At 66.7% G+C, this 22150-nt stretch carries 19 protein-coding genes and 2 pseudogenes; 15 read left to right on the top strand and 6 right to left on the bottom strand.

The window, feature by feature from the left end:
• Window positions 1–83 precede the first annotated feature (83 nt).
• Window positions 84–422, top strand: coding sequence for a hypothetical protein (locus IQ220_RS01915; RefSeq protein ID WP_193913072.1), 339 nt, complete (start codon window positions 84–86; stop codon window positions 420–422).
• Window positions 423–487: 65 nt separating this feature from the next.
• On the top strand, window positions 488–973 hold the full coding sequence (locus IQ220_RS01910) for a hypothetical protein (protein ID WP_186698255.1): 486 nt from the start codon (window positions 488–490) through the stop codon (window positions 971–973).
• Between the two features lie 15 nt (window positions 974–988).
• Here IQ220_RS01910 and IQ220_RS01905 read toward each other — a convergent pair whose 3' ends face one another.
• Together IQ220_RS01905 and IQ220_RS01900 are read right to left on the bottom strand one after the other, a co-directional pair.
• Complete coding sequence (locus IQ220_RS01905) at window positions 989–3523, bottom strand: glycogen/starch/alpha-glucan phosphorylase (protein ID WP_193913070.1); 2535 nt, start codon at window positions 3521–3523, stop codon at window positions 989–991.
• The gene (locus tag IQ220_RS01900; RefSeq protein WP_193913068.1) at window positions 3520–5961 is read right to left on the bottom strand and encodes a phosphoketolase; all 2442 of its coding nucleotides are present in this window, start codon (window positions 5959–5961) and stop codon (window positions 3520–3522) included. Before IQ220_RS01900 ends, IQ220_RS01905 begins: the two co-directional genes overlap by 4 nt.
• Window positions 5962–6090: 129 nt before the next feature.
• On the opposite strand from IQ220_RS01900, the gene IQ220_RS01895 reads away from it, so the two are divergent.
• Window positions 6091–7446 carry a cation:proton antiporter gene (locus IQ220_RS01895; RefSeq protein WP_193913066.1) on the top strand — a complete coding sequence of 452 codons (1356 nt, stop codon included), beginning with the start codon at window positions 6091–6093 and terminating at the stop codon, window positions 7444–7446.
• Window positions 7418–7981 carry an isoprenylcysteine carboxylmethyltransferase family protein gene (locus tag IQ220_RS01890; RefSeq protein WP_193913064.1) on the top strand — a complete coding sequence of 188 codons (564 nt, stop codon included), beginning with the start codon at window positions 7418–7420 and terminating at the stop codon, window positions 7979–7981. The genes IQ220_RS01895 and IQ220_RS01890 overlap by 29 nt, the downstream gene beginning before the upstream one ends.
• On the opposite strand, the gene IQ220_RS01885 is transcribed toward IQ220_RS01890, so the two are convergent.
• The gene (locus IQ220_RS01885; protein WP_186698176.1) at window positions 7941–8255 is read right to left on the bottom strand and encodes a hypothetical protein; all 315 of its coding nucleotides are present in this window, start codon (window positions 8253–8255) and stop codon (window positions 7941–7943) included. The genes IQ220_RS01890 and IQ220_RS01885 overlap by 41 nt on opposite strands.
• A 51-nt stretch (window positions 8256–8306) precedes the next feature.
• Here IQ220_RS01885 and IQ220_RS01880 point away from each other — a divergent pair.
• A pseudogene (locus IQ220_RS01880) lies at window positions 8307–9268 on the top strand (alpha/beta fold hydrolase).
• 9 nt (window positions 9269–9277) lie between these two features.
• Here IQ220_RS01880 and IQ220_RS01875 read toward each other — a convergent pair.
• The gene (locus tag IQ220_RS01875) at window positions 9278–10351 is read right to left on the bottom strand and encodes an FAD-binding oxidoreductase (protein ID WP_370566310.1); all 1074 of its coding nucleotides are present in this window, start codon (window positions 10349–10351) and stop codon (window positions 9278–9280) included.
• 17 nt (window positions 10352–10368) lie between these two features.
• Between IQ220_RS01875 and IQ220_RS01870 the strand changes: the two are divergent.
• Window positions 10369–11803 (top strand): annotated as a pseudogene (locus IQ220_RS01870) (four-carbon acid sugar kinase family protein).
• Window positions 11804–11863: 60 nt separating this feature from the next.
• On the top strand, window positions 11864–13285 hold the full coding sequence (locus tag IQ220_RS01865; protein WP_193913062.1) for an adenylate/guanylate cyclase domain-containing protein: 1422 nt from the start codon (window positions 11864–11866) through the stop codon (window positions 13283–13285).
• Here the strand turns inward: IQ220_RS01865 and IQ220_RS01860 are convergent.
• Together IQ220_RS01860 and IQ220_RS01855 are read right to left on the bottom strand one after the other, a co-directional pair.
• Window positions 13240–14604, bottom strand: coding sequence for an APC family permease (locus tag IQ220_RS01860; protein WP_193913060.1), 1365 nt, complete (start codon window positions 14602–14604; stop codon window positions 13240–13242). The two genes, IQ220_RS01865 and IQ220_RS01860, sit on opposite strands and share 46 nt — an antisense overlap.
• A 7-nt stretch (window positions 14605–14611) precedes the next feature.
• Window positions 14612–14914 carry a hypothetical protein gene (locus IQ220_RS01855; protein WP_193913058.1) on the bottom strand — a complete coding sequence of 101 codons (303 nt, stop codon included), beginning with the start codon at window positions 14912–14914 and terminating at the stop codon, window positions 14612–14614.
• Window positions 14915–15051: 137 nt separating this feature from the next.
• On the opposite strand from IQ220_RS01855, the gene IQ220_RS01850 reads away from it, so the two are divergent.
• From IQ220_RS01850 to IQ220_RS01815, 8 genes are all read left to right on the top strand, one after another.
• Window positions 15052–15231: a hypothetical protein gene (locus tag IQ220_RS01850; protein ID WP_193813811.1), complete on the top strand. Its 180-nt coding sequence runs from the start codon at window positions 15052–15054 to the stop codon at window positions 15229–15231.
• Window positions 15209–15547: a PCC domain-containing protein gene (locus IQ220_RS01845; protein ID WP_228008805.1), complete on the top strand. Its 339-nt coding sequence runs from the start codon at window positions 15209–15211 to the stop codon at window positions 15545–15547. The genes IQ220_RS01850 and IQ220_RS01845 overlap by 23 nt, the downstream gene beginning before the upstream one ends.
• A 47-nt stretch (window positions 15548–15594) precedes the next feature.
• Window positions 15595–15951, top strand: coding sequence for a hypothetical protein (locus tag IQ220_RS01840; protein ID WP_228008804.1), 357 nt, complete (start codon window positions 15595–15597; stop codon window positions 15949–15951).
• A 139-nt stretch (window positions 15952–16090) separates the two neighbouring features.
• A complete protein-coding gene (locus IQ220_RS01835; protein WP_193913055.1) occupies window positions 16091–17509 on the top strand; it encodes an NAD(P)/FAD-dependent oxidoreductase in 1419 nt (472 codons plus the stop codon).
• Window positions 17510–17538: 29 nt separating this feature from the next.
• Window positions 17539–18672 (top strand): esterase-like activity of phytase family protein, encoded by a 1134-nt coding sequence (locus tag IQ220_RS01830; protein ID WP_370566309.1) that lies wholly within the window; start codon window positions 17539–17541, stop codon window positions 18670–18672.
• Window positions 18673–18832: 160 nt separating this feature from the next.
• Window positions 18833–19171, top strand: a complete 339-nt coding sequence (locus IQ220_RS01825; RefSeq protein WP_193913053.1) for a hypothetical protein — start codon at window positions 18833–18835, stop codon at window positions 19169–19171.
• A gap of 497 nt (window positions 19172–19668) precedes the next feature.
• Window positions 19669–20343: a GIY-YIG nuclease family protein gene (locus tag IQ220_RS01820; RefSeq protein ID WP_193913051.1), complete on the top strand. Its 675-nt coding sequence runs from the start codon at window positions 19669–19671 to the stop codon at window positions 20341–20343.
• A gap of 48 nt (window positions 20344–20391) precedes the next feature.
• Window positions 20392–22023: an AAA family ATPase gene (locus IQ220_RS01815; RefSeq protein ID WP_193913049.1), complete on the top strand. Its 1632-nt coding sequence runs from the start codon at window positions 20392–20394 to the stop codon at window positions 22021–22023.
• The last annotated feature ends 127 nt before the right edge of the window (window positions 22024–22150 follow it).

Raw genomic sequence — 22150 nt, 5'->3', positions numbered from 1 at the left:
GGACTTGTCGTAGCTGACGCTACCTATGGTGGCCTGTTGATTTCCACCACTGCCGCTAGCGTGGGGCCAACGTCGGGACCTCCATGACGCAACTGCATGATCTGCGCCTGCGCCTGTTGGTGCAGCAGGAAAGTGAGCGCATCGCCGACGGGCATCTCGACGAACTGGATCTCTCGGTGATGCAGGCCCGCTGCCTCTGCTGGCTGGCGCTGCTGGCCCAGGCCCACGAGGAGCAGGCCGGGGACGCCGAGCAACGCGGCGATACCGAGCAGGCCATGGGCTGGTTTGCCGATTCGATGCGGCTGAGAGATGTGATTCAGGTGGTGAGCACCATTGAGATCCCGATCCCCTCAGCCTGCGACGACAGTGACGACGACGCTGGAGCCGGCGACTGCAGCCAGGGAGACGGCCTGGCCGCCTGAACCCTCAAAGCGGCTGACCCTGGCCCTCGGTGCCATGATGGGCATTGACTTCCCTGGGGAGCGCGGTGCCCGAAGAGCCCTGCCAGTGCCCTGATTGCCAGCGGTTCTATCGGGAACATGACCGATTGATCCGCGAAAACCCCACCCTGCGCCAGCAGCAGGAGCTCAACTGGGCTGCCCTGCAGTCCTTCCGGACGCTGGCGGGCCGGGTGATGGATGAATTGCAGAAACAGGCCGATGCCGCTGAGGAGGCGGCCCCGGCTGCCGCCACCCCTCCCCCCTCAGACAGCGGCGGGGCTGCCGTGGCGCCTGAGCAGGCCCCGGAGCCGGATGCCTTCCAGCAGGCCCTGGCGGACCTGGAGAACATCAACGCCCACCTGTTCTCGATCGAGGCGCTGATGGAGCGCATCTTCGATGTGCGCATGCCGGATGAGGTGGAGCAGAAGTTCCGCGAGGTGGCTGGAGAGCTGGCCCCCGATCCGCTCAACGCCGATCGGCTGCGGCTCAACCGCCTGCTGCACCAGACCCCCGATCTGCCCGACCGGGGCTGATCGGGCAAGACCGGATCAGTCGGGCATCGCGTCGGTCTCGCAGGTGATCTTCACTGGGTAGGGCTTCACCTGCCAGATCTTGTCCGCGTAGTCCTGAATCGAGCGGTCGGAGGAGAAGAAGCCGCTGCGGGCGGTGTTGAGCAGGGCCATGCGGTTCCAGCGGGAACGGTCGGCCCAGGCCTCACCCACGCTCTGCTGAGCACCGAGGTAGTCGTCGAAGTCGGCCAGCACGAAGTAGGGATCCCGGCCGGTGAGGTTCTGCAGCAGCGGGCGGAACAGCTCTCCGTCGCCATTGCTGAAGTGCCCCTGCTCCACCAGGCGCAACACCTCGGCCAGTTCCGGCATGGAGCCGATCAGTTCCCAGGGGCGGTAGCCGCCACTGCGCAGTGCGGCGATCTCTGAGGTGGTCTTGCCGAACAGGAAGAAGTTGTCTTCTCCCACTTGCTCCCGGATCTCCACGTTGGCCCCATCGAGGGTGCCGATGGTGAGGGCGCCATTCATGGCGAACTTCATGTTGCCGGTGCCGGAGGCCTCCATGCCGGCGGTGGAGATCTGCTCGGAGAGGTCGGAGGCGGGGTAGACCCTCTCGCCCAGCTTCACGTTGTAATCCGCCAGGAAGATCACCCGCAGACGGCCCTCCATCTCGGGGTCCGAGTTGATCGTTTCGGCGATGCCGTTGATGAACCGGATGATCAGCTTGGCCATGTAATAGCCGGGAGCGGCCTTGCCACCGAAGATCACCGTGCGGGGCGGCAGATGGTCACCATCGCCGTGTTTGATGCGCAGGTACTGGGCGACCACCTGCAGCGCGTTGAGATGCTGGCGCTTGTACTCATGGATCCGCTTCACCTGCACGTCGAACAGGGAAGCCGGGTCGACCAGCACGCCGTTATGGCGATGGATGTAATGGCTGAGCTGGGTCTTCACGGCCAGCTTGGTGGCATCCCAGCGCTCCAGGAAGGCGCTGTCATCCACAAAGCCCTCCAGCCGCTTCAGCTGGCTGAGATCGCGCACCCAGCCTTCACCGATCGCCTCGTTGAGCAGATCGCTCAGCTGTGGATTGGAGAGCGCCATCCAGCGCCGGGGGGTGACGCCGTTGGTGACGTTGGTGAACTTCTCAGGCCAGAACGTGGCGAAGTCCGGAAAGAGGTCGGTGGTGACCAGCTGGCTGTGCAGGGCCGCCACGCCATTGACGTGATGGGAGGCCACCGTGGCCAGATTCGCCATCCGAACGGCCTTGCCGCCGTCCTCATCGATGATCGACATCCGCCTGAGCACGCCCTCATCGCCCGGGTAGCGCAGGCGCACCTGCTGCAGGAAACGGCGGTTGATCTCGAAGATCAGCTCCAGGTGCCGGGGCAGCAGCGAGCCGAACAGGTCCAGGCCCCACTTCTCGAGGGCCTCGGGCAGCAGGGTGTGGTTGGTGTAGGAGAGCGAGCGGCTGGTGATGTCCCAGGCGGTGTCCCAGGGCAGTTGCTTCTCATCGATCAGCAGCCGCATCAGTTCGGCCACCGCGATGGAGGGGTGGGTGTCGTTGAGCTGCACCGCCCAGTGATCGGGAAACTCCTCGATCGGCAGACCGCGGCCCTCCAGGCTGCGCAGCATGTCCTGCAGGGAGCAGCTCACAAAGAAGTGCTGCTGCTTGAGGCGCAGACGCCGGCCCTCGTCGGTGCCGTCATTGGGATAGAGCACCTTGGAGAGGGTTTCGCTGCCCACCTTCTCCTCCACGGCGCCGTAGTAATCGCCGATGTTGAAGGCGTAGAAGTCGAAGCTCTCGGTGGCATCGGCGCGCCACAGGCGCAGCCGGTTGCAGGTGTTCACCCGGTAGCCCAGCACCGGCACATCGTGGGGGATGCCGATGGCATGCTCGGCAGGAATCCAGCGCGACCGCTGCACGCCGTTGCTGTCGCGGTAGGTCTCGGTGCGGCCACCAAAGCCCACGAAGCAGGCCTGATCGGGCTGGGGCAACTCCCAGGGCCAGCCGGCCTTGAGCCACTTGTCGGTGACCTCCACCTGCCAACCATCGCGGATCAGCTGATCGAAGATGCCGAATTCGTAGCGGATGCCGTAGCCGGAGGCCGGGATCTCCAGCGAGGAGAGCGATTCGAGGAAGCAGGCGGCCAGGCGGCCCAGGCCGCCGTTGCCCAGCCCCGGCTCCTCCTCCACGTCCAGGATCTGGTGCAGATCGTCGATTCCGAAGCGCTTCAGGGCCTGGCTCGCCGCCTCCTCGATGCCCAGCATCAGCAGGTTGTTGCCCAGCTGCGGCCCGATCAGGAACTCGGCCGAGAGATAGGCCACCACCCGGGTGGGAGCCGCCCGCAGGGCCTCGAGGCCGGCCAGGTAGCGGGTCATCAGCCGGTCGCGCACGGCGTAGCTGAGGGCCACGTAGAGGTCGTGGCGGGTGGCGGTGGGGGCCAGCTTGCCGAGGCTGAAGAACAGGTGCCCGGTCATGCCGTCAAACAGGTCCTCCGGCCCGGAGCCGCTGCGGTCGGAGTCGGCGTAACAGCCCGGGGTGGGCAGGCGCAGAGGCCTGGGTTGGATGGTGGTCATGCCTCGGGTGTACTCCAGCGCCAGTTGGTGATCTCGGGGGCATCCATGCCATGGGTGTGGGCATGGGCGCGATTGGCCAGGATGGCGTTCTTCATCCGTTCCTTCACATGGGCGGCCCTTGAGCCGAGCCCGGTAACGCGATCAATCACGTCAATCACGAGATTGAAGCGATCGATCTGGTTGTTCATCGCCAGCTCCAGAGGCGTGTTGATGTTGCCTTTTTCCTTGTAACCACGCACGTGGAAGTTGGGGTGGTTGGTGCGGCGGTAGACCAGCCGGTGAATCAGCCAGGGATAGCCGTGGAAGTTGAAGATCACCGGCTTGTTCGTGGTGAACAGGCTGTCGAAATCCCGATCACTGAGGCCATGGGGATGTTCCGAGGGTTCGGTGAGAGCAAACAGCTTCACCACATTGAGCACCCTGATCTTCAACCTGGGGCACTCATGACGAAGGATCTGCACCGCCGCCAGGGTTTCCTTGGTGGGGATGTCGCCGGCGCAGGCCATCACCACATCGGGCTCATCGGGTTCAGTGCCGCTGTCATCGTTGCTGGCCCAGCTGAAGATGCTGATGCCCTTGGCCACGTGGGCACGGGCCTGCTCCAGGCTGAGGTACTGGAGGTGTTTCTGCTTGTCGGAAACGATGATGTTGCAGACGTTGGGCTCCACCAGGGCCTCTTCCGCCACCGCCAGCAGGGAGTTGGCATCGGCCGGCAGGTAGACGCGAACCACCTCGCCACTCTTGTTGCCGGCCAGATCGATGAAGCCCGGATCCTGGTGGGTGAAGCCGTTGTGATCCTGGCGCCACACCGTGGAGGAGATCAGGCAGTTCCAGGCGCCGATCGGGGCCCGCCAGGTGGCGTGGTGGATGCAGCTCTCCAGCCACTTGGCGTGCTGGTTGAACATCGAGGCGATCACATGGGCAAAGGCCTCGTAGGTGTGGAAGAAGCCGTAGCGGCCGGTGAGCAGGTAGCCCTCCATCATCCCCACCAGGGTGTGCTCCGAGAGCATCTCCACCACGCGGCCCTCGCGGGCCAGTTCGCTGCCGTTGAGGTCTTCGGGGAGGAGGTCTTCCATCCACACCTTCTTGCTCACCTCGTAGATCGCCTGCAGGCGGTTGGAGGCGGTTTCATCCGGGCCGAACACCCGCAGCGAATCGGGGTTGCGCGCAATGGAATCGCGCAGCAGGCAGCCCAGGGGCGCCGTGTTCTCGTGCTCAGTGGCTCCTGGCTGCTCCACCGGCACGGCATAGGCCTCCACCGGCGCCAGGCGCAGCTTGCGGCGCAGCTGGCCGCCATTGGCATGGGGGCTGGAGCCCATCCGCCTGGGGCCCACCGGCGCGAGAGCCTCGAGGTCGGGCCAGAGGCGGCCTTCACTGTCGAACAGCTCCTCAGGCCGGTAGCTGCGCATCCAGGCCTCCAGCATGGCCAGCTGCTGGGGATCGGTCTTGGGGGCGGCCAGGGGCACCTGGTGAGCCCTCCAGAAGTTCTCGATCTTCTTGTCGCCGAGGGCGGCGGGGCCGGTCCAGCCCTTGGGGGAGCGCAGCACGATCATCGGCCAGGCCGGGCGCACGGCCTCGCCGCTGGCCCGGCAGGTGGCGCGCACCTGCTGGATCGCATCGACGGCCTGGTCCATGGCCGCGGCCATGGCGGCGTGCATGGCGTGGGGCTCATGGCCCTCCACCAGGATCGGCTCCCAGCCGTAACCGCGCAGCAGGCTCACCAGCTCCTCGCGCGGGATGCGGGCCAGCAGGGTGGGGTTGGCGATCTTGTAGCCGTTGAGGTGCAGCACCGGCAGCACCGCCCCGTCCGAAATCGGGTTGAGGAATTTGTTGATGTGCCAGCTGGTGGCCAGCGGGCCGGTTTCGGCCTCGCCATCGCCCACGCAGGCCACGGCGATCAGCTCGGGGTTATCGAACACCGCGCCGCAGGCGTGCGAGAGCACGTAGCCCAGCTCGCCGCCCTCATGGATCGAGCCGGGGGTTTCCGGGGTGCAGTGGGAGCCGATGTGGCCCGGGAAGGAGAACTGCTTGAAGAAGCGCCGCATCCCCTCGCTGTCGCGGGAGATGTCGGGGTACACCTCGCTGTAGCTGCCATCGAGGTAGGTGGGGGCCAGCACGCCTGGGGCGCCGTGGCCTGGCCCAGAGAGGTAGAGCATGTCCAGGTCGCGCTCCCGGATCAGCCGGTTGGCATGGGCCCAGATGAAGGCCTGGCCTGGGCTCGACCCCCAGTGGCCCAGCAGCCGGTTCTTGATGTGCTCGGGCTGGAGGGGCTGCTGCAGCAGCGGATTGTCCTGCAGATAGATCATCCCCACCGCCAGATAGTTGGCGGCGCGCCACCAGCGATCGATCAGGGCCAGGTCCTGCTGGGAGGGCGTGGTGGAGGGAGGCGGCAGGCTGCTGGTGAGGCTCGGGATGGCGGTGGAGAGCAGTTCTCCCATCTCAGTCAGCCCAGAAACGGCATGTGCGGACGGTAGCGACCATGGCCACGGTGGAACGGCGCCGCTGGTTAGAGATCTGCGTCCGAACACCGGCGCCGACGACCCGATCGGCCCCAGCCGAACCTCTCCATGACCCTGCCAGCCCTGTTGCTCGCTGTCGACAGTCACCAGTCGGAGGTGGCCGAAACGCTGATTTCCGTTGGCGAATTCCTGGTGATCTTCGTGGCGGCTCGGGTGCTCGCTGAGCTGATGGTGCGCCTGCAGCTGCCCACGATCCTGGGCGAGCTGGTGGCTGGCGTTGTGATCGGCGTGTCGGGGCTGCACCTGATCGTGCCGCCGGACACCCAGGCCCAGCTGTCCGCATGGAGCCTTTCGGTGCTCGGCTCCCTCTCCGGCCTGGAGCCGGCCAGCGTGCAGGATCTCTACGCCGAAACCTTCCCCAACCTCAAGCAGGTGTCGGAGATCGGGCTCTACGCCCTGCTGTTCCTCACCGGCCTGGAGAGTGAGCTCGATGAGCTGGTGGCCGTGGGCGCCCAGGCCACCACCGTGGCGGTGACGGGCGTGGTGCTGCCCTTCGCCCTGGGCACGGCCGGCCTCTACTACTTCTTTGACGTGCCGTTGATTCCTGCCGTGTTCGCCGGAGCGGCCATGACGGCCACCTCGATCGGCATCACCGCCAGCGTGTTCGGGGAGCTCAAGTTCCTGCGCACCCGTGAGGGGCAGACGGTGATCGGCGCGGCCGTGCTCGATGACATCCTCGGCATCGTGATCCTGGCCGTGGTGGTGAGCCTGGCCGGAGGCGGCAGCTTCGAGCTGGCCCCGCTGCTGAAACTGGTGGTGGCCGCCGGGGTGTTCGTGGCTGCGGCGCTGTTCCTGAGCCGCACGGCCGCGCCTGCCTTTGACTGGGTACTGGATCGGCTCAAGGCTCCCGGCGAGGTGGTGGTGGCCGGTTTCGTGGTGCTCACCCTGTGCTGTTTCGCCGCCCAGGCGATCGGCCTGGAGGCGGCGCTGGGTGCCTTCGCGGCGGGCCTGATCCTCAGTGGCTCCAAGCACACCCATGCGATCCAGGGCACGGTGCAGCCGCTGGTGGCCCTGTTCGCCACGATCTTCTTCGTGCTGATCGGCACCGGCATGGATCTCTCGGTGCTCAACCCGATGAACCCCGAGAACCACGAGGGGCTGATCGTGGCCGCCTTCCTGCTGGTGGTGGCGATCCTGGGCAAGGTGGCGGCGGGCTGGAGCTACGTGAGCAAGGAGAAGACGAACCGGCTGGTGGTGGGGCTGGGGATGATGCCCCGCGGCGAGGTGGGACTGATCTTCCTGGGGCTCGGCAGCCAGGCCGGCCTGCTCACCAAGTCGCTGGAGGCGGCCATCCTGCTGATGGTGATCGGCACCACCTTCCTGGCCCCGATCCTGCTCAGACTGGTGCTCGGCGGCCAATCCGGAGGACCCGACCTTGACCCCCTCGCCGAAATCCCCACCTGATGCCGGTGTGTCGCTGCTGCGGCGCTGGGGCCTGAGCTGGGGCGGCTGGCGCGACAACCGCCGCGGCGAGTGGTGGTTGCTGGCCCAGTTGCTGCTGATCGCCGCCCACCTGCTGCCGCCCTGGCCGGCGCCTGGCTCCTGGGGCTATGCCTGGCCCTTGCCCCTGGCCCTGGGCGGCGCGGTGCTGTTCCTGGTGGGGATGGGGCTGGCCCTGCAGGGCTTCCTGAGCCTGGGCGCCAGCCTCTCGCCCCTGCCGGAGCCGATTCCGGGGGCGGCCCTGGTCACCAGCGGCGCCTACGGCCGCTGCCGCCACCCCCTCTACCAGGCGGTGCTGCTCTGCTCCCTGGGGGTGACGCTGGCCCTCGGCAGCCTGCTGCACCTGGGCCTGCTGCTGGCCCTCGGCGCGGTACTGGGCGGCAAGGCGCGGCGCGAGGAGCGGGCCCTGGCCAGCACCCACCCCGACTACGCCGCCTACCGGCACTCCACCGCAGCGATCATTCCTCGTCTTCCCTGGCTCGACTGGCGAGAGCTGTGAACAGCCCCCAGCCCACGGCGATCAGGCCGAGGCTGGAGGCCCAGCTGGGGCCCAGGGCCAGGCCCAGGCCGATCTCCGTGAGGGCACCCACGGCCACGGCCGCGGCCAGACTGAGCCCCACCAGCACCACCTGCTGCAGCAGGGGCGGCCAGCTGCCGGCCTCAAGGGCCTGCTCGAGCCTGGCCAGGGGCAGGCTGAGCGGCAGGTAAAGCGCCAGCGCCCAGAGGGCGATCCCCGGCAGCAGGGCGATCCAGTCGATGCTGGCGAGGGGCAAGGGTGAGCTCGCGGTGCTCCTTAGCATCGACCCTCCCTGCCGGCCGCTGCAGTGCCCGATCAGCCGATTGCCCAGCCCTGGACCCACCTGGGCCACCCGGTGCACGCCGTGGTGGCGGGGCCGGAGCGGCCGCTGGGGCCTGCGGTGCTGCTGGTGCACGGCTTCGGGGCCTCCACCGACCACTGGCGCTACAACATCCCGGCCCTGGCCCGCAGCCACGAGGTGCATGCCGTGGATCTGCTCGGCTTCGGCCGCAGCGCCAAGCCCGCCGGGCTGGCCTATGGCGGCGGACTCTGGCGCGATCAACTGGTGGCCTATGTGGCTGAGCGCATCGGCCGGCCCACGGTGCTGGTGGGCAATTCCCTCGGCGGCTTCGCCGCCCTGGCGGCGGCGGCGGCCCTCAAGGGCGAGGCCGCGCCGGGTCGCGAGCGGCCGGGGTGGTGCTGGTGAATGCCGCCGGCCCCTTCAGCGATGAGCAGGCCCCGCCGAAGGGCTGGGGCGCCATCACCCGCCAGACGATCGGCGGCGCCTTGCTGCGCAGCCCCGTGCTGCAGCGGCTGCTGTTCGAGAACCTGCGCCGCCCCGCCACGATCCGCCGCACCCTGAACCAGGTGTACATCGACCGCACCAACGTCGACGACGCCCTGGTGGAGGCGATCCGGCGGCCCTCCCTGGATCCGGGCGCCTTCGGCGTGTTCCGCACGGTGTTCGACATTCCCCGGGGCCAGCCCCTCGATGAGCTGTTCGCCGAGCTGCGCTGCCCGCTGCTGCTGCTCTGGGGCATCCGCGATCCCTGGATCAACGCGGTGGGGCGCCGCCAGGCCTTCCAGCGCCACGCGCCCGAGAGCACCACCGAGGTGGTGCTGGAGGCGGGGCACTGCCCCCACGACGAAGTGCCCGACCAGGTGAATGAAGCCCTGCTCAGCTGGCTGGCGGGGCTCAGCCAGCCACAGGAGCCACGCCTGGCAGACGGCCCCGCGCCAGTTGCTGCTTCGGATCGAACTGCCGCTTGAGGGCCTCGATCAGGGGCCGGGAGGGCGCATCGAGCCAGGCGGGCAGGCTGCTGCCGCTGGGCTGCCGCAGCAGGGTGAGCGCCCCTCCGGCCGCCTGGCAGTGGCGCCGCAGGCTCTCCACCCGGTGGGCCGGCACCGCGGCAGCGCTGCCCCAGGCGTAGCCAGGCCACTGCCGGCGCCCATCACCAGCTCCAGGCCGCCGAGGGCCCGTTGCTCCAGCAGCTCCGGCAGCCGGTCGGGCAGCACCCCCAGGCGCAGCAACCAGTCGGGCTCGGGGTCGCCCTGGCCGCAGCACTCCGCCGCGGCCAGGGCATCGGGCTCCAGGCAGCCGCAGCCCAGGCCTTCGCCGCCGGCCTTCGCCTCGATGCAGGCGATCTGCTCCTGGAGCGTCTGGGCACTGATGCTGGCCAGGCTCACCAGCAGGCTGGCCTCGCCGCCGCGGCGCTGCCAGTCGAGCCGCTCGGGGCTGAGGCTGGAGCCGAGCAGCCAGCGGCAGAAGCTGCCCAGGGCAGGCCTGGCCCCCTCAAGCCGCAGCCCCTGGCGGTGGGGCGGAATCGGCTGGGTGCGCAGGGTGACGGACGTGATCAGCGCCAGGGAGCCCCAGCTGCCGCAGAGGGGGCGCATCAGGTCGTAGCCGGCCACGTTCTTCACCACCTTGCCGCCGGCCCGGGCGGCCACGCCATCGCTGCGCAGCAGGTGGATGCCGATCAGCTGGTCGCGCACGCCCAGGTAGCGCTGGCGGTAGCCGCCGGCCTGGCCGCGGGCCACCAGGCCGCCGACGGAGCCGGAAGCCTCGCCGCCGGGGCCGCTGCCCCAGGGCCAGTCCACGGGTAACCACTGCCCGTGGTGGGCCAGAGCCTGCTGCACCTCCACCAGTGGTGTTCCGGCCTCCACGCTGATGGTGAAGTCGCCCGGGTTGTGCTCCAGGATCCGGTTCAGCTGCCGGCAGCTCAGCACCGTGTGGGGCTGCGCCACCGGCGGTCCCCAGTCGAGGCGGCTGCCGAGCCCGGCGGGCAGCCAGGTGACGTTGCGCCGGTGCAGGTCCTGCACCACGGCCTGCAGATCGCTGGGCTCGGGAGTCATCACGGCACGATGGTGCCATGAAGGTTGTGGTGCTCGACGACGACCCCACCGGATCCCAGACCGTGCACGGTTGTCTGCTGCTGCTGCGCTGGGATGTGGCGACGCTGCGGCGCGGCCTGCAGCACCCCTCACCACTGCTGTTCGTGCTGGCCGACAGCCGCGCCCTGGCCCCGGACGAGGCGGCCGTGAGGGTGGCAGAGATCTGCCGGGCCCTGCTCGAGGCGCTGAGGGCGGAGCAGGCCGAGGGGCGCTGCCGGCACTGGCTGGTGGTGAGCCGGGGCGACTCCACCCTGCGCAGCCATTTCCCTCTGGAATGCGAGGTGATCGCCCGGGAGCTGGCACCGCTGCTGAGCGCGCCGGGGGAGCGGGAGCCCGGAGGCTTCGATGCCACCCTGCTGGCACCGGCCTTCCTGCCGGGGGGGCGCACCACCGCAGGGGGAGTGCACCGCCTCTACGGCGTGCCGGTGCACACCACGCCCTTCGCCCGCGACGGCCTGTTCGGCTACAGCAGCAGCGACCTGGCGGCCTGGGTGGAGGAAAAGAGTGCGGGCCGGCTGCCGGCCAGGAGCGTGCAGCGGCTCGGCCTGGCGGAACTCGACGCGGCGGCGGCCTCGGCGGATGGCCTTGCGGCCCTCTGTGCCCGCCTGGCCGCGCTGCGCGGCAACCCGGTGGTGGTGGTGGATGCGGAGCGGCCGCAGCAGCTGGCGGCCCTGGGAGCCGCGGTGCGGCAGCTCACGGCTGCAGCGGCCAGCGAGCGCTGGGGGCGGCCGCGGCGGTTCCTGTGCCAGTGCGCCGCCAGCCTGCTGAACGGCCTGGTGCCGCTGCCCCCCCAGCCCCTGACACCCTCTGCCCTGGCGGGCCTGCGGCGCCGGGGGGCCCGCCGGCCCCCTGCCGGGGCTGGTGCTGGTGGGCTCCCACGTGCCCCTGGCCGATGCCCAGCTGGAGTCCCTGCTGCAGGAGCCCACCTGCCAGGCGGTGGAACTGCCGGTGCGCCGCCTGGCGCGGGTGCTGGAGGGGCCCCTGCCCGCTGAGCTGCTGGCCTCCCTGGAGGCCGACTGGCTGCAGCAGCTCGAGGCCGTGCTCCACAGCGGCCGCACGGCCGTGCTGCACACCAGCCGCGGCGAGCTGCGCTGCGCCAGTGCCGCCGAGCGCCAGCGACTGGGGCAGGGGCTGGCGGCCCTGATGGCCCGGCTGGCCGCCGCCCTTGTGCCGCAGCTGGGCTACGTGATCAGCAAGGGGGGCATCACCAGCTCGGCGCTGCTGCGCGACGGGCTGGCCCTGGAGGCCGTGGAGCTGCAGGGCCAGCTGCTGCCGGGGCTGTCGCTGGTGCTGCCGCCAGCCGAGGCGCCGCTGCCGCGGCTGCCCCTGCTCACCTTCCCAGGCAACCTCGGCGAGGCGGGCAGCCTGCGGCAGGCCTGGCTCTGGATGGAGGGCGCCCAGGCAGCGGACTGAAGCGAAACATCCGCCTGGGCCCCAGTCCGGTAAACCGGAGGAATTCCGTGCTCTGCTGCCGTGCCCCTGCCCGCCATGCTCCGGGCCCGGTTGGCTCGGCGGATCGCCTTCTGGATCTTTCTGAATTTCCTGGTGGTGGAGGCGCTGGTGCTGGTGCCCTCCGTGCTGCGCCAGGCCGACCGGCTCGGGGCGCAGCTGCGGCAGGTGAGCACCGCCAAGATCGATTGGCTGGTGGCCGAAGGCCAGGCGGGCTCATCGCCGCAGCTGCTGGCCGCGGTGCAGCGGCTGCGGAGCTCCTCGATGCTGCAGGACATCGAGGGTGCTGCGCTCTACCGGGCGTCCAGCGGGGAGAGGCTGGGCGGCTTCGGGGCACTGCCGCGGCTCTCAGGGGTCCAGGCCAGCCGGAATCGCATCGAGGGGCGCTGGTATCCGCTGCGCGGCAGCTACGACGCCGTGTGGGGGCCGGAAAGCCTGGGGGGCGACCATCTTCTGGTGATGCGCCACGAGGCCAGCAGCATCCGCGCAGGGCTGCTCAGCTACACCCTCAACATCACCCTGATCGTTCTGGGGATCGCGGCCTTCCTCACCCTGATCACCCTGGTGGTGATGCAGCGGCTGGTGATCGGTCGGATCGTGACCCTGCGGGATCGGCTGGTGCTGGCCGGGCGGGCCCTGGCCTCGGGCGCCACCAGCAACCCGGAAACCCTGCTGCTGCCCCTCGGGGCTGCCGATGAGGTGGGGGAGGTGGAGCAGGCCTTCAACCAGTCGTTTCTCACCACGGCAGCCGAAATGGAGCGCCGCCAGGTGGCCGAGCGCAGTGCCCAGCAGGAGCAGGAGCGGGCCGACCAGCTGCTGCTCAACATCCTGCCGCCGCCGATCGCAATGGAGATGAAGCGGGGACGGCGCACCATCGCCGAGACCCATGCCGATGTGAGCGTGCTGTTCGCCGACATCGAGGGGTTCACCGCCCTGGCGGCGCGGCTGCCCTGCCATGCCCTGGTGCAGCTGCTGAACCAGGTGTTCACCGCCTTCGATCAGCTCTGCGAACGCCATGGCCTGGAGAAGATCAAGACCATCGGCGACAACTACATGGTGGTGGGGGGCCTGCCCCTGCCCCGCGAGAACCACGCCGACGCCATCGCCGCCATGGCCCTGGACATGCAGGCCTGGATGCGCGACTTCCGCAGCCCGGAGGCCGAGGGCATGGCCCTGCGGATCGGCATGCACAGCGGCCCCGTGGTAGCCGGTGTGATCGGCACCAAGAAGTTCATCTACGACCTCTGGGGCGAAACGGTGAACATCGCCAGCCGCATGGAAAGCCATGGCCTCGCCGGCCGCATCCAGCTGAGCGAGGCCCTGGCCCGCAGGCTGGAGCCACGCTTCCAGGTGCAGCAGCGCGGGTCCCTGCTGGTGAAGGGGGTGGGGGCAATGACCACTTACTGGCTGGAGCCGCCGGCGCCGGCCGCCCCGGGCTCCGCCTGATCGGGGCTGGAACGCCGCGGGATCACCAGCCCCAGGCTGGCCAGGGCGAGGGCCGCCAGGCTGTTGGCGCTGTCCTGCAGCAAGGCCGCCGCCAGGAACGCCACCGACACCAGGGCGATCAACAGCGGTGCCAGCGGGTAGGCGGGCAGCCGGAAGGGGCGCTCCAGCTCGGGCTCCCGTTGCCGCAGCACCGCCAGGGCGGCGATGCCCACCAGGGGCAGGCACACATAGAGGAAGGCGGCCATGGCCAGCAGGTGCTCGAAGGATCCCGCCAGCACCAGGGCCATGGAGGCCGCCAGGCTGAGACCGAGGGCGCCTGTGGGGGTGCCGCCTGGGTTCACGCCCTGGGCCAGAGCCGGGAAGAGGCCATCGCGGCTGAGGCCGTAGAGGATGCGCGGCGCGGCCATCACCACGGTGTTGATCAGCCCGAGCAGGGCCACCAGGGCCACCGCCGTGATCACCTGGCCGCCGATCGCACCGCCCAACAGCTGGGCCGCCGTGGTGGCCGGCAGGCTGGAGGCGGCCAGCTGCTGCGGTGTGAGCACATGCAGCAGGGCCCCGTTGATCAGCAGGTAGAGCACCAGCACAGCCAGCACGCCGCCGATCAGGGAGCGGGGCAGGTCGTTGGCGGGATCGGTGAACTCCTCGGAGAAGTAGATCGGACTGGCCCAGCCGTCGTAGGTGGTGATCACCGGCTGCAGGGCCATGAGGGCCACCAGGCCGAGGTTGCCCCAGGCCAGGGGCTCGCCCGCGCCGGCGCTGGTGTAGACGCTGGTGGAGTCCAGCGGCGGCAGCAGGTAGCAGGCCGCCACCAGGCCCAGGAAGGCCACCGCCTTGGCCAGGCTGAGCAGCTCCTGGCTGGCGCTGCCGGCCCGCACCCCGCGCCACTGGATCAGGCCGAACAGGGCAATGGTGAGCAGGCCGATCAGGCGCTCGGACAGGCCGGCAGCGGGCAACAGCTGCAGCACCACTTCGCCCGTGGTGGTGGCCACCCAGGCCAGGCCGATGCAGTGGGCGAGCCAGTCGGTCCAGCCCACCAAGCCGCCGGCCCGGGCCCCGAAGGCCCGCTCGGCGTACACATACCAGCCGCCGGCGCGGGGCAGGCTGCTGGCCAGCTCGGCCACGCAGAGAGCGCCGAGCACCGCGTAGAGGCCACCCAGCAGCCAGGCCGCGAGGATCAGCCAGGGATCGAGCAGCTGGGCCGCCACGATGCCGGGGGTGCGCAGGATGCCGGCCCCGATCGTGCCCCCCACGGCGCCGGCAAGGCCAAAGCCGAGCCCCAGCACCTGCTGCAGCCGGCCCGGAGAGGGCGTGCTCATCGGGCCATCAGTACAGCGACTCGCAGATCGGCGTGGGGGTGAGCTTCATCAACGACCACAGGGCCTCGTACTGGCCTGCCGTGATCACCAGCTCCTGCTCCATGAGCTCGGCCATGGGGGTGCCCGGGGCGGCGGTGGCACCCAGCTTCTGATTGATCAGGGCCAACCCCTCGCACATCGTCTCGATGTCGGGGTTCAGGGGTTGGCGGGCCCTGGCGGCCTGGGGCTGCAGCACCAGGGGCAGCGCCACCACCAGCAGGGTCGTCAGAGCCCTGATCAGCGGCGTTGAAGACCGGGGTGGATGGGGCATGGAACAGACCACACGGCAGGACCGCTTGGGGCGACGGCCATCATGGGCGGGCAAGGCGGGCGGTGCAGCCTCAAACCCAGGTTCGGCGCGCGGAATCACAGCCGATACCATGGGCCAAGTGCTTGGGCAGGTCTGCGATGAAAAGACTTTCCGGCCCATTGCGCAGAGCCTTGATCTATGGCCTGGTCAGCTACTCAGGCCTTGTTCTGATCAACAACTCAGAACTGAATCTGCCCAACATGTGGGTGGCCTACCTGCCGATGTTCATCGGCGTCTATGTGCTCACGCTGTGGCTTGATCGCAAGTTCGGGGATTGATCCCGTCCAGCCACGTCCACCTTGCCCCCTGCTGCGGCTGGCTGACCGTCAAGAGAGCACAACCCTGGACGGCGCACTGGAAATCGTCAGCCTGGCCGGCACGCTCTCTGCCGATGGAGCCCATCTGCACATCGCTATCGCCGACAACACCGGAGCGGTGATCGGCGGCCATCTGGCCCCCGGTTCGCTGGTGCGCACCACCGCCGAGCTGCTGGTGGGGCTGCTGCCGCAGTGGCAGTTCCGGCGAGAGCTGGATCCAGCGACGGGTTACGCCGAACTGCAGATCCATCGGCACCCAAACGGCCACAACGTGTGAGCCCAACGCAGGGCCTGGCCATACTCAGGTTCCAGGCTGCACCTGCCATGCCGAGACCTCTGGGCCGTGCCCCCCTGACCATGGCGTTGATCAGCAGCGCACTGGCTGCAGCGGTTCTGGCCCCGGCGGTCCTGGCTCCCGCAGCCCTGGCCGAGGCCTGGAAGCGCTGCGCCTACAACGACCAGCCGATCGGTTGCCGTGACAGCCACTCCGCCGATGGCACGGTGCGCATTGTCTGGGAGGACGGTATGGCGATGACCTACCGGCTGGTGAAGGAGGGCTTCCCCCTTTCGACGCTGCGGGATTCCCTCGGCGGCACCTGGGAGCGGCGCGTGTTTGTGCAGGGCAACGCCGAGTTCACCAACCCGGCCAACGGCAACCGGATCTTCGTGCCGCTGCGCTGAGCCTTGGGTGATCGACGTGCCGAAGCCCGATCCCCGGGGCTGCAGGTGTGGAACGGCTGATGGAGACACCGAATGGCTTCCACCACTACCAAGCCCCTGGAGAGCCATGGATACGTTGAAGCTGTAGGCGTGGGGGGCGATGGCACCGGAACGCTTCTTTCTGGAACTGGAGCCCCCCGCCTGTGCGCTGGCGGACTGGCCCCATGTGGTGATCGTGGGCGGCGGCTTTGCCGGGCTCAAGGCCTGCCACGCCCTGGCCGGCAAGCCCGTGCGGGTGACGCTGATCGACAAGCGCAACTTCAACCTGTTTCAGCCGCTGCTGTATCAGGTGGCCTCGGGGCTGGTGTCTGAGGCGGATGTGGCCTCCCCCCTGCGCCAGATGGTGGGCCAGGCCCCGAACATCCAGGTGCTGCTGGGGGAGGTGGTGGACATCGACCCCGAGGCCAAGGAGGTGGTGTTCAACGACCACCGCTACGGCTACGACCATCTGATCCTGGCCAGCGGCTCCGGCAGCACCTATTTCGGCCGCGAGGAGTGGCGGCCCCTGGCGCCGCCGATGAAGATCCTCGAGCACGCCGATGAGATCCGCCGCCGTCTGCTGATGGCCCTGGAGGAGGCGGAGCAGACGCTCGATCCCGAGCGCCGCCGCTTCCTCCAGACCGTGGTGGTGGTGGGCGCCGGCCCCGCCGGCTGTGAGCTGGCCGGCTCCCTGATCGAGCTGATGCACCGCGCCATCCGCCGGGATTTCAAGCAGCTCAACCCCGACCTCTGCCGGGTGGTGCTGGTGGATCCGGTGGAGCGGGTGCTGCCCACGATGCACCCGAAGCTGTCCGCCGCCGCGGCGGGCTACCTGCAGCAGGCCGGCGTGGAGGTGCGGCTGCACACGAAGGTGGAGGCGATCGCCCCCGGGTTGGTGAGCCTGCAGGGGGCCGATGGCCTGCAGCAGCTCGAGGCCGCCACCATCTGCTGGACCGCCGGCGTGCGGGCCTCCCGGCTGGGCGCTCTGCTGGCCGATCGCACGGGATGCCCCGTGGACCGCGGTGGGCGGCTGCTGGTGGAGCCCGACTTCTCGGTGCCGGGCCACCCTGAGATCCACGCCATCGGTGACCTCTGCGCCTACCTGCACACCACTGACGGCAAACCCCTGCCCGGCATGGCCGGCCCCGCCGTGCAGATGGGCAGCTGGGTGGCGGCCCACATCCTGGCTGGGCGGGAAGGCCGCAGCCTCGCCCCCTTCCGCTTCACCGACCTGGGCAGCATGGCGGTGATCGGCCCCTGGTATGCGGTGGCCGACCTAAGAGGCCTGCACATCACGGGCTTGGCGGGGTGGGTCTTCTGGGCGCTGGCCCACCTGGCCTTCATCCCTGACACGGAGAACCGCGTCACCCTGTTCACCAAGTGGATGTGGCAGATCGCCACCCGCCAGCGCACCGCCCTGCTGATCACCGGCCGGCCGGATCAACACCTGGGCGTGGATGTGGGGCTGTTCCGGGCCGAACGGCACGCCGCCCCCGAGACCCCTGCCGAGGAGCAGGATTCGGAACCCCTGGCAGCCTGAGCGAACGTCTTGTGGAGGCCTGAACCCCCGTGCTGCTGACCATCGCCACAGCGATTGCCCTCAAGCTGCTCAGCCTTGGGGCCCCGCTGCTGGGCGCCCAGACGTCGGCGCTGCCCCTGCCCTGCCCCAGCGACGCCGGCTGGGAGCTGGTGCGGGAGCTGGAGTTGCCCCGCCGCGGCAGGGCCTCAGAGCCGATCGGCGGTTTCTCCGCCCTGCTGCTGGATGGGCCGGCGGACCGACTCTGGCTGCTCAGCGATCTGCCCCAGGGCTCAATCGGCATCTGGAGCGGGCTGGAGGCAGCCCTGGCCGGCGCTGCCCCGCTGCGGCTGGAGCGCACCGTGCCGCTGCGCAGCGGCCTCGGCCAGACGCTGCCGCCGAAGATCGATGCTGAGGGGATGGTGCGGCTGGGTGGGCAGCTGTGGGTGGCCAGCGAGGGCCGCCGCGACGGCCCATTGCCGGCCCAGCTGCTGCGTTTCGAGGCCAGCAGCGGACTGCTGCTGCAGGCGCTGGAGCTGCCCTCCGCCTGGCAACCAGGCCAGGGACGCGGACTGGGCAGCAACGCCGGGCCGGAGTCGCTGGCCCTGCTCGACGCAGTGGACGGCAAGCCTGCACTGCTGATGGCCGCCGAGCAGCCCCTGCTGCAGGATCCCCCCCGCCAGGTGCGGCTGCTGCGCTGGGGCTGGCGCGCTGATCAGGATCCCCGCGTCGACGCGCCCGAGGCCCTGGAGCAGGGGTCGCTGCTGCTGCCGTCCGGCGACGGCTGGGGGCTCACCGAGCTGCTGGTGCTTGATTCGGGCCAACTGCTGGCGCTGCTGCGGCGCTTCGAGCCGCCCTTCAGCTGGCAGATTCAACTGGCGCTTTATCCCCTGCCGGCAGCCACTGATGAAGCCGCGGCGCCGCCGCTGGCGCAATGGGATCTGATCGCCGCCGGCCTCAGTCCCGACAACTGGGAGGGCCTGATTCCCGGCCCGCCGCTGGCCGACGGCCGGCCGACGCTGCTGCTGCTGAGCGACGACAACCTCAATCCCCTGCAGGCCAACCGCCTGGCCCAACTGGCACCGCTGCACCCGCAGCCCCCTGCCGCCCAGGAGTGGCAGACCGATCAGCCTGGTGCTGACTGTGCCTCCAACGCAGGCGCAGGGTCGAGAACCCTGGCGGGCTGAGAAGACAACGTCTTGAGCGCCCCACAGAGCTAGGTGCATCACATTTAACCTGGCCTTAACCGGGCAAGGTCCATTGGTTGAGCTCCTGATTGCCGCTGCCGCCAGTGTTGGGGTTGCCGTGTCCATGGGAGATGGACACTGCGATCTGCAACCCAGGCTGTTGGGGGGTTGGGAAGCGGCTGCGGCGAATGTGTTCCTCTGCCCGGACGCCATTGAGCGCGAGGGGGCGGATCCGGAGGTGGTGCTCAGGCACGAACTGATCCATGTGATTCAGGACCGGGTGCCCGGCCCGCTGATTCCCGAACCGCTGCTCACCGTGCTGACCCGTGATCGGGTGCCCTCCGGGGAAGCGCTGCTGGTGCTGGTGGGGGAAGAGGACAGCCAGCGCGAGTTCGAATGCCGAGTACTCACCGAACTGCTCTCATCCGAAGCTGTGGCGGACTGGTTGGAGCGCACCGCAGAACCCCAGTTGAATGAGGTGGGGCTGCAGCAGCTCTAGCCATGGGTGACCTGCGGTGCTCAGCTGGAGCCTTGTCCAAGCCAGCAGGCTAAAGCTGCGGCACAAGTCACAACTTGGTGGGTACTGCCATTCTGGGGCCGCGAACAATCAAGGAACTCTTGGGTCATCAGGATGTGAGAACCACCATGATCTATACACATGTGCTCAACCTTAGGCCCCTTGGCTCCGCAGCCCGGCAGACAGAGTGTAGCCAATTGAACAGACGGTTTGCAGACCCGTGAACCACAGCTAAGATTTAGTGAGCCACCCTGAAATCGCAAGGGGCAAAAGGATTTTTGGAGGTCCGGCAAGCACTGCTCTCGATGGTTATCGGAAAGAGCAGGGCTGATGGCTGTGGTTCACGGAACCATCCAATGACTAGTTGATTTGTCCGCGTTTTTACGGTTGTGTGAGGTGCGTAGACTATTTGCGCGGCAAACCAACTATCGCTAGAGCCGACACCGCCTGCTAGCCGAACGACGTTCGGTAGAACGGCGGTGCGGCTCAGCTCCAAGTTCGCCATCAAAGACATGAATACGAATCCTATCTCCGTAATCGATGCCGCCGCTCGATTGGAAGTCGAGAAATACAACGTATTCAAGATTCTTAAACGTCTTGGGATTGAGACGTTCACGGAACGCAGCTCCGATCCGAATCACAAAGGACAGGCGATTGCTTACATCACGCAAGACGATTTCGGTGTATTGCAACAAGAAGTCATCTCAAGGAGCCTATCGGGGAGCGTTTCCGATTCCGACGACGACTACGCCAACCTTCAAGGAGGCTACGGCTTCTTCTACGTGATTCAGCTAGAACCCGAACACGACCCAGGGCGATTTAAGGTTGGTTTCGCGGTCAGCATCCCAGAACGCCTCCGCTCGCACCGTTGTTCTGCGCCGTTTGCGGTTGTCATCAAGTCATGGCCATGCAAACGTGTTTGGGAGCGCACTGCGATCGATTGTGTTACAGTTGAATGCGATCAACTACATACCGAAGTCTTCCGAACCGAAGACCTTGATGCAGTAATTGGTAAATGCGAGCAGTTCTTTGGGCTCATGCCGACGTTCGAGAATGGCACACTCGATGGCGGCGCAGATGGCGAACAATCGCATGCACTGGAGCCGGCGGCCGGGTCGGATTCCAATGGAGAGTCATCACCGCCGGCCCAGTGATGCGTACGTTATGTGCATTGAAAACCAAACTCCTCAATGTCTTGAAAAATGAGCTTTCAAATTGAAGTACCTACTCAAGAGGGTGTAGAGACACTCCAAATAGAGGTCGGTTCTTCGGTGGTCATTGTCGGAGCCAATGGATCTGGAAAGACACGCCTCGCATCTTATGTTGAAGATCAGCTTGGCGAAAGATCGCACCGAATCGCAGCCCACCGAGCCCTATCTTTAAATCCATCGGTAGCAAAAGTAAGCGAACGCGAGGCTAGGCTTGGGCTAAGAACAGGCTATAGCGGCGAAGGCGCAAATATAAATTATAGAAAAAATCATCGATGGAAGGGCGGCAGTGCGCCCGTTGCGCTACTCAATGACTTCGACTTCTTGCTTCAGTCGTTATTTGCGGAGCAGACGAATACCTCATTAGAAACACATAAGAGCTTAAGAGCAGGGGGAACCATTGACGCTAAAGCGACGAGGTTCGAGATCTTGAAACAAGTATGGGAATCGCTGCTTACGCACAAAGAGCTCCATATCAGCGGAGATGACATTCAAGTATCAACGCGAGGCAATAACAGCCTTTACTCTGCATCGGAAATGAGCGATGGCGAGAGAGCCGTTTTTTATATGCTCGGCCAATCGCTGGTTGCAGAGCCTAGTTCGCTCTTGATTTTTGATGAGCCAGAACTTCATGTCCACAAATCAATAATGTCGAAGCTATGGGATGAGCTCGAATCGATCCGACCCGACTGTGGCTTTATGTTTATTACGCATGACATAGACTTTGCCTGCTCACGAATTGCAGAGAAGTATGTTATCCAGGCCTACCTGCCCACACCCTCTTGGGAGATCAGCCCTATTCCCAAGGATAGTGGTTTTGACGAGACCATCACAACGCTGATACTTGGCAGTCGAAAACCCATTCTATTTGTTGAGGGAAATGCAAACAGTCTTGATATCGCTACCTATAGGCGGTCCTACCCCGAATGGACAGTCATCCCAAGAGGTTCGTGCGAGCAAGTAATACATTCGGTTGTCACTTTGCGCGAAAATTCTGAACTAACTCGGGTCTTCTGCGCTGGAATTGTAGATTCAGACGACTACAGTGAGAACGATAGTGAGCATTTGTCAACGCTGGGAATCCAAATGCTGCCTGTCTCGGAAATCGAAAATATCTTTGTACATCCATCCGTAGCACGTGCAATATTATTAGCCGAGGGCTTTACAGGTAAACCGCTGGAGGACAAGCTACAAGAATTCTGCGATGCAATTATTGCTAGCCTCAGCGTAGAGAATATTGAAAGATCTGTACTCCGTTTCTGCCGACGGAGGATAGACCGTGCACTCAAAAAGGTCGATTTATCAGACGCTCGTACCCCTTCCCAGCTTGACGACCTGCTTCGTCAGGAAATTTCAAATCTGAATTTCGAACAGCTATCAGCCTACGCACAAAGTGAAATTAACCAATCTAAAGCTGCAAAGGACTTGGTCAAACTCTTGTCCATATATGACAACAAAGGAATGCTTGCTATTGCCTCAAGCCATCTAAGGGGCACCAGGCGATCTGAATTTGAGCATTGGCTAATTCGCCTGTTGAATAATCAGGCTTCTCCTCCAGTTATTGAGGAAATCAAGAGATTGCTGCCTAGAATAGATCCACCGCCTGAGATACTGCCAAGCACATAACATCCAGATACAGAAGGCGGGAGCCGAGGCTTGTTATTATGCGTAGTTTCCTGCCCGCTTCTGATCTAGAGCGCTAGGCGGATTCGATAATAACGCAGATCGACTAACATCTCACTTAAGAGAAAGA

The sequence above is a fragment of the Cyanobium sp. LEGE 06113 genome (assembly GCF_015207615.1).
This window is presented reverse-complemented; position numbering and strand designations above follow the sequence as displayed.

Bases quoted from the DNA above. Each gene is read 5' to 3' on its own strand.
- IQ220_RS01850 (WP_193813811.1), top strand. From the start codon at position 15,052: ATGAAAAGACTTTCCGGCCCATTGCGCAGAGCCTTGATCTATGGCCTG.
- IQ220_RS01815 (WP_193913049.1), top strand. From the start codon at position 20,392: ATGAGCTTTCAAATTGAAGTACCTACTCAAGAGGGTGTAGAGACACTC.
- IQ220_RS01875 (WP_370566310.1), bottom strand. From the start codon at position 10,351: ATGACTCCCGAGCCCAGCGATCTGCAGGCCGTGGTGCAGGACCTGCAC.
- IQ220_RS01860 (WP_193913060.1), bottom strand. From the start codon at position 14,604: ATGAGCACGCCCTCTCCGGGCCGGCTGCAGCAGGTGCTGGGGCTCGGC.
- IQ220_RS01895 (WP_193913066.1), top strand. From the start codon at position 6,091: ATGACCCTGCCAGCCCTGTTGCTCGCTGTCGACAGTCACCAGTCGGAG.
- IQ220_RS01900 (WP_193913068.1), bottom strand. From the start codon at position 5,961: ATGGGAGAACTGCTCTCCACCGCCATCCCGAGCCTCACCAGCAGCCTG.
- IQ220_RS01915 (WP_193913072.1), top strand. From the start codon at position 84: ATGACGCAACTGCATGATCTGCGCCTGCGCCTGTTGGTGCAGCAGGAA.
- IQ220_RS01905 (WP_193913070.1), bottom strand. From the start codon at position 3,523: ATGACCACCATCCAACCCAGGCCTCTGCGCCTGCCCACCCCGGGCTGT.
- IQ220_RS01840 (WP_228008804.1), top strand. From the start codon at position 15,595: ATGCCGAGACCTCTGGGCCGTGCCCCCCTGACCATGGCGTTGATCAGC.
- IQ220_RS01855 (WP_193913058.1), bottom strand. From the start codon at position 14,914: ATGCCCCATCCACCCCGGTCTTCAACGCCGCTGATCAGGGCTCTGACG.
- IQ220_RS01835 (WP_193913055.1), top strand. From the start codon at position 16,091: ATGGCACCGGAACGCTTCTTTCTGGAACTGGAGCCCCCCGCCTGTGCG.